Origin of the sequence: Gaoshiqia sediminis, from assembly GCF_025907915.1 — a bacterium.
Classification (GTDB): Bacteria; Bacteroidota; Bacteroidia; order Bacteroidales; family Prolixibacteraceae; genus Gaoshiqia; species Gaoshiqia sediminis.
Genome location: NZ_JAPAAF010000031.1, coordinates 1 through 15,113, shown reverse-complemented (window position 1 = coordinate 15,113; position 15,113 = coordinate 1). Strand labels below are relative to the sequence as shown.

At 47.0% G+C, this 15,113-nt stretch carries 12 protein-coding genes; 11 read left to right on the top strand and 1 reads right to left on the bottom strand.

Going from position 1 to position 15,113, the window contains the following annotated elements; all coding sequences use genetic code 11:
- Nucleotides 1-25: 25 nt before the first annotated feature.
- Complete coding sequence (locus tag N2K84_RS15845) at nt 26-1,189, bottom strand: AraC family transcriptional regulator (protein ID WP_282592806.1); 1,164 nt, start codon at nt 1,187-1,189, stop codon at nt 26-28.
- A 129-nt stretch (nt 1,190-1,318) separates the two neighbouring features.
- Between N2K84_RS15845 and N2K84_RS15840 the strand changes: the two genes are divergently transcribed.
- The 11 genes from N2K84_RS15840 (at nt 1,319) to N2K84_RS15790 (ending at nt 14,736) form a co-directional block, all read left to right on the top strand.
- Nucleotides 1,319-2,344 (top strand): hypothetical protein, encoded by a 1,026-nt coding sequence (locus N2K84_RS15840; RefSeq protein WP_282592805.1) that lies wholly within the window; start codon nt 1,319-1,321, stop codon nt 2,342-2,344.
- A 4-nt stretch (nt 2,345-2,348) separates the two neighbouring features.
- Nucleotides 2,349-6,053 (top strand): T9SS type A sorting domain-containing protein, encoded by a 3,705-nt coding sequence (locus tag N2K84_RS15835; protein WP_282592804.1) that lies wholly within the window; start codon nt 2,349-2,351, stop codon nt 6,051-6,053.
- 155 nt (nt 6,054-6,208) lie between these two features.
- The gene (locus N2K84_RS15830; RefSeq protein ID WP_282592803.1) at nt 6,209-7,177 is read left to right on the top strand and encodes an FAD:protein FMN transferase; all 969 of its coding nucleotides are present in this window, start codon (nt 6,209-6,211) and stop codon (nt 7,175-7,177) included.
- Nucleotides 7,178-7,361: 184 nt separating this feature from the next.
- Nucleotides 7,362-7,703 (top strand): ArsR/SmtB family transcription factor, encoded by a 342-nt coding sequence (locus tag N2K84_RS15825; protein ID WP_282592802.1) that lies wholly within the window; start codon nt 7,362-7,364, stop codon nt 7,701-7,703.
- Nucleotides 7,704-7,786: 83 nt separating this feature from the next.
- On the top strand, nt 7,787-8,212 hold the full coding sequence (locus N2K84_RS15820; RefSeq protein ID WP_282592801.1) for an arsenate reductase ArsC: 426 nt from the start codon (nt 7,787-7,789) through the stop codon (nt 8,210-8,212).
- Complete coding sequence (arsM, locus tag N2K84_RS15815) at nt 8,209-9,012, top strand: arsenite methyltransferase (protein WP_282592800.1); 804 nt, start codon at nt 8,209-8,211, stop codon at nt 9,010-9,012. Before N2K84_RS15820 ends, arsM begins: the two co-directional genes overlap by 4 nt.
- Nucleotides 9,013-9,016: 4 nt before the next feature.
- Nucleotides 9,017-10,048 carry an ACR3 family arsenite efflux transporter gene (gene arsB / locus N2K84_RS15810; RefSeq protein WP_282592799.1) on the top strand — a complete coding sequence of 344 codons (1,032 nt, stop codon included), beginning with the start codon at nt 9,017-9,019 and terminating at the stop codon, nt 10,046-10,048.
- 422 nt (nt 10,049-10,470) lie between these two features.
- Nucleotides 10,471-10,884: a GxxExxY protein gene (locus N2K84_RS15805; RefSeq protein ID WP_282592798.1), complete on the top strand. Its 414-nt coding sequence runs from the start codon at nt 10,471-10,473 to the stop codon at nt 10,882-10,884.
- A gap of 487 nt (nt 10,885-11,371) precedes the next feature.
- Nucleotides 11,372-12,739 carry a voltage-gated chloride channel family protein gene (locus N2K84_RS15800; protein WP_282592797.1) on the top strand — a complete coding sequence of 456 codons (1,368 nt, stop codon included), beginning with the start codon at nt 11,372-11,374 and terminating at the stop codon, nt 12,737-12,739.
- A gap of 463 nt (nt 12,740-13,202) precedes the next feature.
- On the top strand, nt 13,203-13,850 hold the full coding sequence (locus N2K84_RS15795; protein ID WP_282592796.1) for a SanA/YdcF family protein: 648 nt from the start codon (nt 13,203-13,205) through the stop codon (nt 13,848-13,850).
- Between the two features lie 85 nt (nt 13,851-13,935).
- Entirely contained in the window at nt 13,936-14,736 is an 801-nt protein-coding gene (locus tag N2K84_RS15790) for an undecaprenyl-diphosphate phosphatase (protein ID WP_282592795.1), read from the top strand.
- The last annotated feature ends 377 nt before the right edge of the window (nt 14,737-15,113 follow it).

The following is a 15,113-nucleotide window of genomic DNA, read 5'->3' as shown; positions in this document are numbered from 1 at the left end:
TCCGAACCGGAGGAAGCAACCACCATCAAAATTGCTCCTTGAGTGATTTCCGGTATTCGCCCGGGGTACGGCCAAGCTCTTTTCGGAACGCCCGGTTAAATGAGCTTAGAGAACCAAAACCCGATTGCTCGGCAATATGTGTGTGAGAAAACCGCTCTTCCTTATCCTGCATCAGCAGTTCCCGGGCATAAGCTACCCGGTATTGGTTGATAAAATCACTAAAACTCAGACCAAATTCTTCATTGATGAGCCTGGAAAGATAGGTTCGGTTTGTATTTAATTTTTTGCACAACTCGGTTACCCGGATCTCGGGGTTTAGGTACAGCTTATTTTCCTGCAGAAGTTTTAATAATTCCCGTTTCAGGTTTGCCATTTTTGTCTCCGTAAAAACAGGTACGACAACTTCGGTTTCCTCAGCCTCTTCTTCCAGGTTCCGGATGATTTGATTTTGCCTATTTCCCTGAAGCCCGATAATGAAAAACAACGCACTGAACAAACCGGAAGGAACAGCGAGCAACAGCTCATTTTCCATAAACAGTCCGCGGCCCAACAGATTGGCAACAAAACTTATAATTGATGCCACAAAAAAGGAAATAGTCAGCAGTTTCACCCAAAGAAGCTCCTTTCCTTCCAGATTGGAATAAAAATTGGCAATTCGCGTATCATATTTTCGCACAAGCTGGTACCCCATCCCCAGGTAAACCAACACCTGAACGGCAAAAATAAACCGACTGGCAAAGAAAACGACAGCCATCCATCGCGCTAAAACCGGAGCTTGCTGCCCCGGCCAGCTATTTTCTACCAAAACAGACTGGTAGTATATGCTCCGGGCCTCATGATCCGAAATAAGGCTCAGCGAAAGCAACATGAAGGACAGCACAACGGCCGGTAAAAAATGCCGGACATAAAATTTTCGGGGCGAAACATCACAGGTGAGTAAGCGAATATAGAAATAATACATCGGGTAAACCGAAAGCCCCGCAAACAAATAAACACTGTCCAATTGAAGATACACCTCTTTGAAATTCAAGAAAAAGGCTGCATGACAAACATATAACACGGCCACCAGCAGCATGAAAAGCCCCAGCCAAAATCGGGCCCGGTTTGCCCCAAACCTGTTGGTCAAAAAAACAATCGACCAAAACAATGTGATGCTCAATGGAGTGAAAACAATCAAATACCTCAGCATGTACCTCTAAATTGAGAATATGACAAAAACAAATGTACGAAATGGAATAACATTCTGCGCATATGAGCTATTTGAAAATACAGATTCGTTTAGCTTTGGTAACTATCTAAAAACTCTAAAATCAACACCATGAAAAAACTTTACCTTCTTGTTCTATCCTTTCTTGTCATTGCTATTTCAGCACATGCACAAACCGTAGCTTTACACCAGACTGATGGTCCGCAACTTTTTTACGGCACCAACGCTTTTACAGACGCTTGTAATGCCTCCGTAACCGGCGACACCATCTACCTCTCCGGTCATGGATTCAACACCAGCAACATTTCGCTCGACAAGAAACTTTTTGTTTACGGAGCCGGGCACTATCCGGATTCTACCACCGTAACAGGCAAAACAACGCTTACCGGAAGTATCAACCTCTCGGAAAATGCTGATGGTTTCTACATTGAAGGAGTGGATCTGACCGGGGGAATTACCACCACGTCAAACCATGCCGTCGATCAAATTACCATCAAATACTGCCGTCTTCAGGGAGAATTGAATATTCGCGGCGACCGGTCCAACCCGTCCTTAAACCTCATGCTGGTAAACTGCGCCATGAAAGCAGCTGTAAGGTTGACCAATGCGCAAAATGCAGGGATTTTCAACTCTATATTCAACGCCGACCTTGTAGACACCTACGGCAACCTGTTCCAGAATAATATCTTTCTCCTGAACAACTGGTCAAGCACGACTTATCGCTACACCTTGGTTGGCGACAACAACACCCTGGAAAACAATATCTTTATCCGCACAGCAGATCGTGAAGTAGCCGGAAACAACAACATCATCAAGAATAACATCACACCAAAGACGGATCCGTTTTGGGGAAACACTCCAACCGCAACCGGAAACTACACGGGTGTTGCCATTGAAACAATTTTCGTAAATCAGACAGGAAACGTTTTTGATTACACGCATGATTATCATCTGCAAGCACCTGCAACTTACTTGGGCGTGGACGGCACTCAAGTTGGCATTTACGGCAATGCCTATCCTTATAAAGAAGGAGCAGTCCCCTCAAACCCGCATTTCGTTACCGGAACCGTTGCTCCGCAAACGGATGCTGACGGAAAACTGAACATTGTAATTAAAGTAACCGCCCAAGACCGTTAATACCATGAAAAGCATACATTCAATTCTTGGATGCCTTCTGCTTTCATGGTTTTGGTTTTCGGCACCGGCGCAAAACAAGCTCAGTGGATATGAATATTGGTTCAATAATAACTATGCTGCCAGGGAAATTGTCAGCATAGTACCATCAAGCGAGCACCTGCTCAGCCAGGACATGGATGTTGCCACGTTGCCCGATGGAGTAAACCTGTTTACTATCCGTTACAAAAACGAAGAAGGCTTCTACAGCACCACGCTGAGCAAATTGTTTTATAAAGCACCATCCGTGCCTGCAGAAGGCAAGAAACTGATTAGCTACGAATACTGGTTTAATAACGACTTTAGCAACCGGCAACAAGTGGGCATCGCTCCCACTACGGAACACCTGCTTAACGAAAGCTTGGATGTAACAAACTTGCCCGATGGTGTAAACCTGTTTAATGTCCGTTATAAAGATTCCGGAGGACAGTTTAGCTCAACGCTGAGTAAATTGTTCTATAAAGCACCTGCGATATCCGATGCGAATAATAAACTGGTTAGCTACGAATATTGGTTTAACAAAGACTTCGTAAACCGGCAACAGGTCAGCATCACGTCTGCGAACGAACACCTGCTCATCCAAAGCCTTGATGCTTCAACCCTGCCAGATGGTGTAAACATACTCAACATCAGACACAAAGACTCAAGAAGTCAATACAGCGCCATTTTGAGCCGGATGTTTTTAAAAAAAGCGGCCTCCCCGGTAACCGACAACAAACTGGTTGCCTACAAATACTGGATCGACGGAAATGCGGATGAAGCAGACACAACCATATTACCTGCTGCCACCGATCTGGTCTTTGTGGATACTTCCATCACGTTGAGCGATCAGCTAGCCGGAGGAGACCATACGATTGCGTTCCAGTTCAAAGACCTGAACAATACCTGGAGCGTACCGTACGAAACCAGTTTTTTTAAGGAATATGAACCGCGCGGAAGCATATTGGCATCTGATTCTTATTCATGCCCCGGAACATCCGTCAGCTTCACCTCCGAAACCATCGATGTAGATGCAATTTCCTGGGACTTTGGTGATGGCGAAAGCTCTTCCGACTTCAACCCCACGCATGCATATGCCACTCCGGGAGAATACACGGTAACTGCCACCATCAGTCATATCGCCTCGGGAAAAAGCGATGAAATTAGCCTCGGCCATACCATCGTGGTACATCCAACTTACAGCACAACCGACGAGCTAACCCTCTGCGCGGGCGAGCTGCCTTACCAGTTTGGCACACAAAGCCTAATGGCAACCGGAGAATACACCGAAACATTCAGCTCGCAATTCGGTTGTGACAGTACCGTGACGCTGAACCTTACCGTTCATCCGGAATATGATGTCATGTACTCAGGCAACGATCTGACCCTGAACTACCTCGTTGACGATTCTTTTGAAGAAGATGTGCTCGGCGTTTTGCCCGAAGGATGGACTATCCGATATAATGGAACGGGCGATGCCGACCAAAAGGTGGTAAACAGCCCGGTCAAAAACGGAAGTCAATCTTTTCAGGTATCCGGTTCAAGCTGGGCCGCCAACCTCAGCAAAAATGTCGCATCCTTCCCCGACAAAGTCACCCTCGAAGGATGGATGCTGGCTGAAAATGTGGCAACCGGCGGAAGGTCGGGGCTGGCAATTGGAAACCCAACCGTCGGCACCTGGGGTTCTTTTCTCGCCCGGGTTGAGTTCTACAACGGGAACCTGATTACTTACTACTACAGTGGAGGATATGGAACGCAATATATTCTGCAACCCGCGACAGCAAACTCGTGGTACCACATCAAAATAGACCTTGACTTTTCGACACGAACTTACAAGGTCTATATAAACGGGCATTTAAGCAGCGGAACAGCAAACGAAGAAACCTACACCGAGTTTCCGATACTGCCAACCGTAAATCCCACATCGATTGAATTATACGGCAATAGCATGATTTATTTCGATGATATAAAACTGTATGCAACAGACCAGGCTCAAGTAACCATCTGCGAATCGGAAACACCTTATGTTTTTGGATCACAGTCACTGACCGAGAGTGGCGAATACACCGAAACCTTCCAAACGGTTGCTGGCTGCGACAGCATTGTCCACTTAACCCTTCAGGTTAACCCGGTGTATGACGAAGCAGTGGAAAAAACCGTTTTCGACAATGAGTTGCCCTACCTTTTCGGTACCCTCAGTTTGGAACAGGCCGGCGAATATTCGCAAACATTCAACTCGGCAGCCGGATGCGACAGTACGGTAAACCTGACGCTGATCGTAAAATCAAGCGATTTCACCGCACCGGAAGTTGTCTGCAACCCGATAGAAGTGATTCTAAACAACTCAGGTGAATACGCTCTCACGACAACCGATATCCAGGCGCTGAGCAACGGTACCACCGACAATCGCGACAGCTACGAAGATTTAGTTATCTCGGTTGAGCCGAATACCTTCAACTGTCAACACGCCGGTCAGCAAGTAACGGTAACCATCACCGCAACCGACCAAAACAACAATACCGGGAGTTGCCAAACAACTGTTACGGTTACCGATAACCTGGCGCCGGAATTCACACCGGTGTCTGCCATTTCAGTAACAGCCGAAGAAGGGAGCTGCTATGGACTATCTAATTATCCGATAATTGAGGCCTCTGATGTGTGCGGAACTCCAGTCCTTGCACAAACAGAAGGATTGGGACCAAACGGCCTTTTCCCGGTAGGCACTACCACAGAACGCTGGACGGCAACCGACGCTTCCGGTAACGTGGCCACGCTAAGCTTCGATGTGGTGGTGAACCCTAATCCGGCTGCTCCTTCATTCAACGGACTGGCAGATCAAACCATTGATGAAGATACCGCACCCATCCAGATTTCGCTGTCCGGACTAGCAGATGGCAATGGCTGCGCGAACGATCCGATGCTTTTCACTCTTTCGTCCACTAACGAACAGCTCATTCAATCCTGGGAGGTTGCCCATACATCTGGTGAAACCACCGGAACCCTCAGCATGGTGCTGTCACCGAATGCCAATGGCGAATCAGCCCTTACGCTGACGGTAACGAATGGAGCAAGCAATAAACAAAGCAGCCAAACTTTCAGCCTGCAGGTAAACGCCGTAAACGATGCACCTGCATTGGTTCAAACCCTCAGCAACCTGGACAAAACTACTAAGGATAAATTCCTGGCCAAGTTCAGTTCAGAAATCGGAACGGTCTTTAATGATGCTGATGAAGGAGACCGGCTAACCCTGAGCATCAAAAAATCGGATGGAGGCAACCTGCCCGCCTGGTTGATTTTCCGGAACGACTCGCTGATCTCGAATACCGACCTCGTTCAAACCGGTTGTCTGGAACTAACCTTGAAAGCAGTCGATCAGGCCGGGGCCGAAACCACAGCTACCTTCAACCTGTGCATCACCTTCCCGGTGGGCGTTGACGACCTGACAGACAAAAATGCGGTGAAAGTCTATCCCAACCCAACGCGCGGAGAAGTATTTATTGAGTTACCGGGCCACCCACAAGCAGGAACCATCATAACCGTGGTGGATATTACCGGAAAAACCATCAAGCAACAAAAAGCCAACGATGGCGGAAAAATTCCTATCGATCTTACGCAGGTGAAGAATGGAATCTATTTCATCCGCACCGATACGAACGGGGAACAAACTATCCATAAAATCGTAGTGAGCCATTAACAGCCACTACCTTACCCGTAAAAGAGGGAACGACCTACAAAGTCTTCCCTCTTTTTTTTTCACTACATTCCTGAACCATTTTCGTAAGTTTGCAGCATACACAAAATCGTCCTCCGATAATGAAACATTCTTTCAGATCTATCACATGGCTGGTCATGCTGAGCATTTTACTGCTGAGTGGCTGTCAACATGAAAAACAATATTTTGAAGTGAGCGGGATGACACACACGCCCTATCACGTTAAATACGAATACTCGCAATCACTTGAGAAAGAAATAAAAGCAGAATTTGCCAACTACTATCATTCGTTAAATCCCTTCGATTCGCTGTCCATCATTTCGCAAATAAATCGGAATGAAGAGGTAGAGGTGGACTCGCTTTTTGCTTTCACCTTTCGCAAAGTCATGCAAGTTTCGGAACAGACAAACGGCCTGTTTGATGTTACCTGCGCCCCGCTGATCAACCTGTGGGGTTTTGGGTTCAGCAAGCGCGACAGTATCACTCAACAGGTGATCGACAGCATCCGTTCGTTCGTAGGCTATCAAAAGATCCGCCTCGAGGGAAGCCGCGTGGTGAAGGACGACCCGCGAATGTTGCTCAACTTTTCGGCGGTGGGCGATGGCGGAATCTGCGACCTGGTGGCACGCCTTTTTGATCGCCACAATATTCAAAACTACATGGTGGAAGTAGGCGGCGAAGTGGTTGCCAAAGGCGTGAACGCCAAAGGACAACACTGGCGGATCGGCATCAGCAAACCCGTGGACGACCCGGCTGGCATGAGCCAGGAGCTGGAACAAATCCTTCATTTAAAGCAACGCGTGGGCGTGGCCACATCGGGCGACTACCGCAATTTCTATGTGAAGGACGGAAAAAAATACGCTCACACCATCAACCCAACGACCGGCTATCCGGCAGACCAGGATATCCTCAGTGCCACCATTATCGCCCCCGATTGCCTCACTGCCGATGCCTATGCCACAGCATTTATGGTGATGGGCTCAGCTGCGGCCCGTCAACTGAAAGAGCAAGTTCCCGAAATTGAGTACTTCATCATTTTTACCGATGAACACGGCAACTATGCCACCGAACATTCGCCGGGCATGGAGCCGTATCTTTCGGAGTAAACATGGAAGAATAACCCGATCCGAAAAGCAGAAAGAATTTCACGGGCAACAAAGGGCCTTTCATCCAACCAGGCCTCATCCTGATAATAATAAGCACCCAAAAAATTAACAATTTCTTTAGACGTAAATATACGTCATATTAAATTATGACGTATATTTACGTCGTAATTAAAAGCAAGAAATCATGGTAGCACCGAAAACCGAATTGTTTGACGATGTTTTGCAGGAACAGGCCAATCTGTTCAAAGCCCTGGCACACCCCGCCCGACTGCAAATCCTGCGTTATTTAGCCGAAGCAAAAACCTGTATTTCAGGCGATATTTCAGATGTGTTGCCGTTGGGGCGGACCACCGTGGCCCAGCATCTGAAAGAACTCAAACAAGCCGGACTGATCCAGGGGCACGTGGAAGGCGTGAAAACCAACTACTGCCTCAACTATTCAAAAATCGAAGAAATGAAACAGGTGCTGGGTAACTTCCTGTCCGGATTTGAAATGCCTGAGAAATTCAGCTGCCAAAGTCAATAGCAGGTTTTACCGCATCGATAAGTCATCACTCAGTGACCAGTTATCCAATGTCTAATGTCTTATAATCTAATATATAATTAAAAATGAAAGTATTAATTCTATGTACCGGGAACAGTTGCCGCAGCCAAATGGCACACGGCTTTTTGCAGTCATTTGACCCGAACATCACCGTTTGCTCGGCCGGCACCGAAGCGTCGGGCAAGCTGAACGCGAAAGCCGTGCAGGCCATGAAAGAAATCGGAATCGACATCAGCCACCACACCTCCGACTCGGTTGAAAAATACCTGGGCGATGAGTGGGACTACGTCATCACCGTTTGTGGTGGCGCCAACGAAGCCTGCCCTTCCTTTCTGGGCAACGTGAAAAACCGCCTGCACATCGGGTTCGACGATCCGTCGCACGCCGTTGGCACCGACGAGTTTATCTGGAGTGAATTCATCCGGGTACGCGATGAAATCAAAGCCGGATTTTGGAAATTTTACATCGAAGAAATCAAACCCCAAGTATGAAGGCCGACGAGTTAAAACTGATCGTTCAGGAAAAGTACGGGGAAATCGCCAACCAAGGCGTGCTGACTTCCAATTCATCGTGCTGCGGACCTTCGTCCTGCTGCGGCGAATTTGGCTTTAGCATGATTGGCGATGATTACCAACAAGTTGCAGGTTACGCACCCGAAGCCGATCTGGGATTGGGCTGCGGGTTGCCCACCGAATATGCCGGTATTGAAAAAGGACACCGCGTGCTCGACCTGGGTTGCGGCGCCGGTAACGATTGCTTTGTGGCCCGTGCGTTGGTGGGCGCCGAAGGCCAGGTCACCGGTCTCGACTTCACCGAAGCCATGCTGAAAAAGGCCCGCCAAAACAACGAAAAGTTGGGCTACAAAAATGTGGTATTCGTGCAAGGCGACATTGAAAAGATGCCGCTCCCGTCCGATTCATTCGATGTGGTCATCAGCAATTGTGTGCTGAACCTGGTGCCCGACAAGCAAAAAGCGTTCGGCGAAATCTTTCGCATACTGGTGCCGGGCGGTCATTTCTGCATCTCGGATGTCGTTTTGGATGGCGAACTGCCTGCCGGATTGAAAGAAGCCGCCGTGATGTATGCCGGTTGCGTATCGGGCGCCCTTCAAAAAGAAGAATACCTGAACCTAATCGAACAGCAGGGTTTCTCAACCATCGCCATCCACAAACAAAAACAAATCATCCTGCCTGAGGAAATCTTGAAAAATTACCTTTCACCTGAGGAAGTCCAGGTATTCATTCAATCGGGAACAGGGATTTACAGCATTACCGTCACAGCGAAAAAATAACCCCATGAACAAACAAAAAAAGCATATCGGATTTTTTGAGAAGTATCTGACCCTTTGGGTGGCCCTGTGCATTGTTGCCGGAATCGGCCTCGGCCATTTTGCAGGCGACACGGTACAGGTATTAAGCACACTGGAAGTATTCCGGGTAAACATTCCGGTGGCCATCCTGGTTTGGCTTATGATTTATCCCATGATGTTGCAGGTTGACTTTTCGAGCATTAAAAAGGTGGGCAACCGGCCCAAAGGCCTGATACTGACCGTTGTCGTCAACTGGTTGATCAAACCGTTCACCATGGCCTTCTTTGCCTGGATTTTCTTCACGAAATTGTATGCCGCCTTTATTTCGCCTGAGATGGCCGGCGAATACATTGCCGGAGCCATTCTGCTGGGCGCGGCTCCCTGTACGGCCATGGTTTTTGTGTGGAGCTACCTCACCGACGGCGATCCGAACTATACGCTGGTGCAGGTTTCGGTAAACGACCTGATCATCCTGGTAGCCTTTGTGCCCATCGTCGGGTTCCTGCTCGGAATCACCAACATCCAAATCCCTTACGACACCCTGGTGGCCAGTGTATTGATTTTTGTGGTAGTGCCCCTGGTGGCGGGTTACTTTACCCATAAAATTCTGATCCGTTTGCATGGTGAGGATTGGTTCCGTAATCAGTTTCTTCCTCGTTTCAAACCAGTTTCCATTGTGGCATTACTTACGACACTGGTCTTGTTGTTTGCCTTTCAGGGAACAACCATCCTCAATCGGCCACTGATCATTTTGCTGGTGGCCATTCCCCTGGTCATTCAAACGTATTTCATCTTCTTCATTGCCTGGTTTGGCGGGCGCTGGCTGAAACTGCCCCACGCCATCTGCTCCCCGGCAGCCATGATCGGTGCCAGCAACTTCTTCGAATTGGCGGTGGCTGTGGCTATTGCCCTGTTCGGACTGCAATCGCCTGCCGCACTGGTTACCGTTGTTGGCGTGCTGGTTGAAGTGCCCGTGATGCTGTCGCTGGTAGCCTTGGCCAACAAATGGCGTTTCTGATCATTCTTCGGGAAAATTTTTAACCACATAAGACAAATAAGTGCATATAATCCTAAGAATGAAATTTTTATGTGTTCTTATGTGACTTATATGGTTCAAAATAAATTCTACCACATAAGACACATAAGGACATATAATCCTAAGAAGGAACTTTTTATGTGTTTTTATGTGGCTTATATGGTTCAAAAGAAATTCTACCACATAAGACATACAAGGACATATAATCCTAAGAATGAATTTTTTATGTGTTCTTACGTGGCTTATATGGTTTAAAAAAAGTTTAACCACATAAGACAAATAAGGACATATAATCCTACGAAAGAACTCTTTATGTGTTTTTATGTGGCTTATCTGGTTTAAAAAACTTGTTTTGTGTTGACCGAAAAGATTATATTGCACGATATAATCCTAAAAACCAGCACATGACAATCACTAAAACCTATTTAAAAGACCTTGTTTATCGTGTTAATGGAGCAGCAATCGAAGTACACAAACTTCTTGGTCCTGGTTTACTGGAAAGTGTTTACCACAAGTGTCTTAAAAAAGAGTTTGAGTTGCGTGGAATTCATTTTCAATCGGAACTGCTGGTGCCAGTTAGTTACAAAGGAATTGAAATTGACACCGAATTAAGATGCGATTTCTTTATCGAAAATATTTTGCCGGTCGAGTTAAAAGCAGTCGAGTCAGTTCTACCGGTTCATGAAGCACAAATCCTTACCTACATGAAATTACTCCAGGTACCTAAAGGATTATTAATCAATTTCAATTGCACAAATTTGTATAGCGAAGGACAGCGAACCTTTGTCAATGAGCAATACCGAATGCTAACGGACTGACAATATTATTCAGCCCTTCATGTTTTATATATTTCAAAAGAAATTTAACCACATAAGGGATATATGGATTTATAATTCTAAGAATGAGATTTTTATGTGTTCTTACGTGACTTATATGGTTCAAAAAAAGTTTAACTACATAAGACATATAAGGACATATAATTCTAAGAATGAATTTTTTATGTGTTCTCATGTGACTTATATGGTTTAAAAGAAATTTTAACCACATAAGACATATAAGGATTTATAATTCTAAGAATGAATTTTTTATGTGTTCTTATGTGACTTATATGGTTCAAAAGAAATTCTACCACATAAGACATACAAGGACATATAATCCTAAGACTGAATTTTTATGTGTTCTTATGTGACTTATATGGTTTAAAAAAAATCATCAATCACGCGCATGGTTCAAAAAAACTAAAAACACCTGCCTTACTTGCCGTTTTCTCCGTAAGTTTGTCTTTCCGCATTTTTCAGAAAGGCTATGATCAAAAAAATACAGCAAACCTTCGACCAGTTTGCAATCCTGAAGTATGTCCTCCGTTGGTTTTTGTTGACCATCCCGGTAGCCATCGTCTCCGGATCAATGGTGGCCTTGTTCCTGTTTCTGCTCGATCAGGCCACGCTGCTGCGGTGGGACAACGAATGGTTGCTTTACTTCTTGCCGGTTGCCGGCGTGGTAATCGTTGCCCTCTATCGTTTTAAAGGAAAAAATGCCGAAGCCGGCAACAACCTGGTGATGGACGAAATTCACAAACCAGGCGGGGGCGTTCCTGTGCGGATGGCTCCTTTTGTGCTGTTTACCACTGTGGCCACCCACCTGTTTGGCGGCTCGGCCGGACGAGAAGGAACAGCCGTGCAAATTGGCGGTAGCATGGCCCACTATATTGGCAAAAAACTGAAGTTGAAAAAAGAAGACCTCCGCATCCTGCTCATTTCGGGTGTGGCTGCAGGTTTCGGGGCCGTATTTGGCACCCCCGTGGCCGGAGCCATCTTTGCCCTCGAAGTCATGGCAATTGGCCGTATAAAATACGATGCGCTGCTGCCGTCCTTCCTGGCTTCAGTAATGGCCGACATCGTTTGCTCGGCCTATGGCATACAACATACACATTACCACATCGATTTTCACAAACCGCTGTTTGACAGCTCCTCCTTTCTTCAGTTCGACCCAACACTGCTGCTGTCGGTCATTCTTGCCGGTGTATTATTCGGCCTGGCCAGCTTCGCTTTTTCCGAACTCTCACACACCATCAAAAGCCTGTCGAACAAATACATCCGCCGCAAACTGCTGATTCCCGTTCTTGGCGGCCTGACCGTGATTGGCTTATCGTTGGTGCTCGGCACAAAAGATTACCTGGGCCTGGGCGTGACCACTGCCGATGGAAGCGGCGTCAGCATTGTCAACGCCTTTAAAGCGGGAGGCGCCGACACGTTCAGTTGGTTTTGGAAACTGCTGTTTACGGCCATCACCCTCAGCACCGGCTTTAAAGGAGGCGAAGTGACCCCCTTGTTTTTCATTGGCGCCACCCTTGGCAATACCCTGGCCACGCTAACCGGCAATCCGGTGGAACTGTTTGCCGGACTGGGATTCATTGCCGTTTTTGCCGGCGCCACCAACACGCCGCTGGCCTGCACCATCATGGGCGTTGAACTGTTTGGCGGCGAACATGTGCTGTATTATGCTGTGGCCTGTTTTATTGCCTACTATTTCAGCGGGCACTCGGGCATCTATGCCTCGCAACGCGTGGGTGTTTCCAAGGCAAACTTCAGCTACCACCTGGATGCCGAAAATACGCTCAAGCACATCCGCGAGGCTAAAAAGAAGAAAGACAACCAGGGAGAACAGGAATAAGCAAAGGAAACCGGGAAATCGCTTTTAAAATATAGTTCACCCTTTCCATGCACATGTGCCTCAAAAGCTTCCAATACCTGAGGCATTTCCGGTAGGTGCAGGATAAGTTAATATGGGCTTTCCACGTGGCTATGGCATGTTGGTCACGAGGTTACGACGTGTCGTGACCGTGCGTGGCTTTCCCGTTTTAGGACGTTTCGGATTTTATCCGGCGTGTAAAGCCACGGTATGCAGTGGCCGAACGGATGGTGACAACCTTAAATGAGCAGTTTAACATCTTCTAATAGAACGTATGCCATTTAATTCCTAAAAGCGATTTCCCTGCCAAAGGAAAGTCTGGAGGAAAAACAAAAAGAAAATACAGGGCATCATTTTTTGTAAGATTTTTGTTCAGGAGCAATTCAAACAGTCAATATTCTCGGGATTTTTCCGTTTCTTTAAGCAGTTTTTCAGATATCCATACATGCTGAAATTTCTGAAATATACCGGAATGTTGTTGCTATTGGCAGCAATCACGGTTTTGTTCTGCAATGTTTACATCAACCGTTCGGCTGCAGCCTTTTTGTTTGATGACAAAGAGAAATTGCCGGAAAATGAATACGGACTGGTGTTGGGGACAAGCAAATATTTGGTGGCCGGTGGCATCAACGATTTTTTTTCGGGAAGGACCCAAACAGCAGCCGAGTTGTTTCATGCAAAAAAAATCAAAAAACTGATTGTCAGCGGGTATGTTGACAGTCCGTATTACGACGAGCCGGCACAAATCCAAAAAGAACTGCTGAAACTGGGTGTTCCGGATACGGTCATTCTGCTCGACACGGCGGGTTACCGCACCTTCAGCTCGGTACAAAACCTGCTGAACCAACCCTGGGATGGCCAGTTTACCATCATCAGCCAGAAATTTCACAACCAGCGGGCGGTGTTTTTGGCGCGCAAGGCCGGTATCGATGCCATAGGCTTCAATGTGCCCGACAAGCATTCGGGAAGGGTGATAAAACCGTACCTCCGCGAAATGCTGGCCAAGGTGCTCGCCTTTTGGGAAGCCTTGCCAATCCGCGAAAAACGTCTGAACGATGAAAAAACAACAACTGTCCCGATACAGGACAATTAACAGAGCCAATAACTGACAAACCGAATACAGTCCGGAAGCTGACTTTCGGAAGGAACCGATTTGTTAAACGATAAAATATAACGTCATGCTGTGGGAACTTATTAAAGCGATTATTCTGGGAATTGTAGAAGGGCTGACCGAATTTCTGCCTGTATCCTCCACAGGGCACCTGATCCTGGTCAACCAGTGGCTGTCCTATTCCGACGAGTTTACGGTGCTGTTTGATGTTTTCATTCAGCTGGGGGCCATCCTGGCCGTCATTATTTATTTCCGGAATGAGATTTTCCCACCCAACCCGGCACACATGATTAAAAAAGAGTTTCTGCTTTTTTGGTCCAAGATCCTCACAGCCTTTGTGCCCGCTGTGATTTGCGGATTGCTATTTGCCAGCTTTATCGAAGAGCGCCTCTTCAATGTACTTACAGTTAGCATCAGCCTGTTTGCCGGAGGGGTCCTGCTGATCCTGCTCGACCGGAAGGAGCGCACCGGGAAAGTATTTTCCGTGCAGGAAATGTCGTATCAAACGGCGTTGTACATCGGTCTTTTTCAGTGTCTGGCCATGGTTCCCGGCACCTCGCGCTCGGCAGCAACCATCATCGGTGCGCTGGTGCTGGGCTGTTCACGCAAGCTGGCCGCCGAGTTCTCCTTTTACCTGGCCATCCCCACCATTTTGGCAGCATCGGTCTATTCGCTGGCCAAAAGCCAGGCCCACTTCAACCTCAACAATTTTCTGATTCTGGCAACAGGCTTTATCGTCACCTTTTTTGTGGCCATGGCGGTAATCAAGTTCCTGATGAGCTTTATCAAGAAACACAGTTTTGTGGCTTTCGGGTACTATCGTATCGCGCTGGCCATCATCTTTTTTGTGTGGCTTTACCACCAGTGATACAGGGAGTTATTTAAAAAGTCACCACCCCAAGGCCAGGAGACCCATCTGATTTTACAAGTCCTTGTCGTCTGGTAAAATATCAAGAAAATCACCTTTCAATAAAGTTCACCCTTTCAATGCGCAATACATCAAAAGCGCCTAACGGCTGAGGCATTTCCGGCAGATACAGGACTGAATAATATGGGCTTTCCGCTGGGCTATGGCAGGTTGGTCACGACGTTTCGTGACCGTACCGGGCTTTCCCTTTTTGGAGTCTTTCGGATTTAATCCGGCGTGCATGAGGCTATCCAAAAAGTCCTATGAGTTTTTTCAGAACTATCATATTGTAAGTCCAGCCCAAGTTCCTGACCCCTAAATCCCCTAAAGGGGACTTT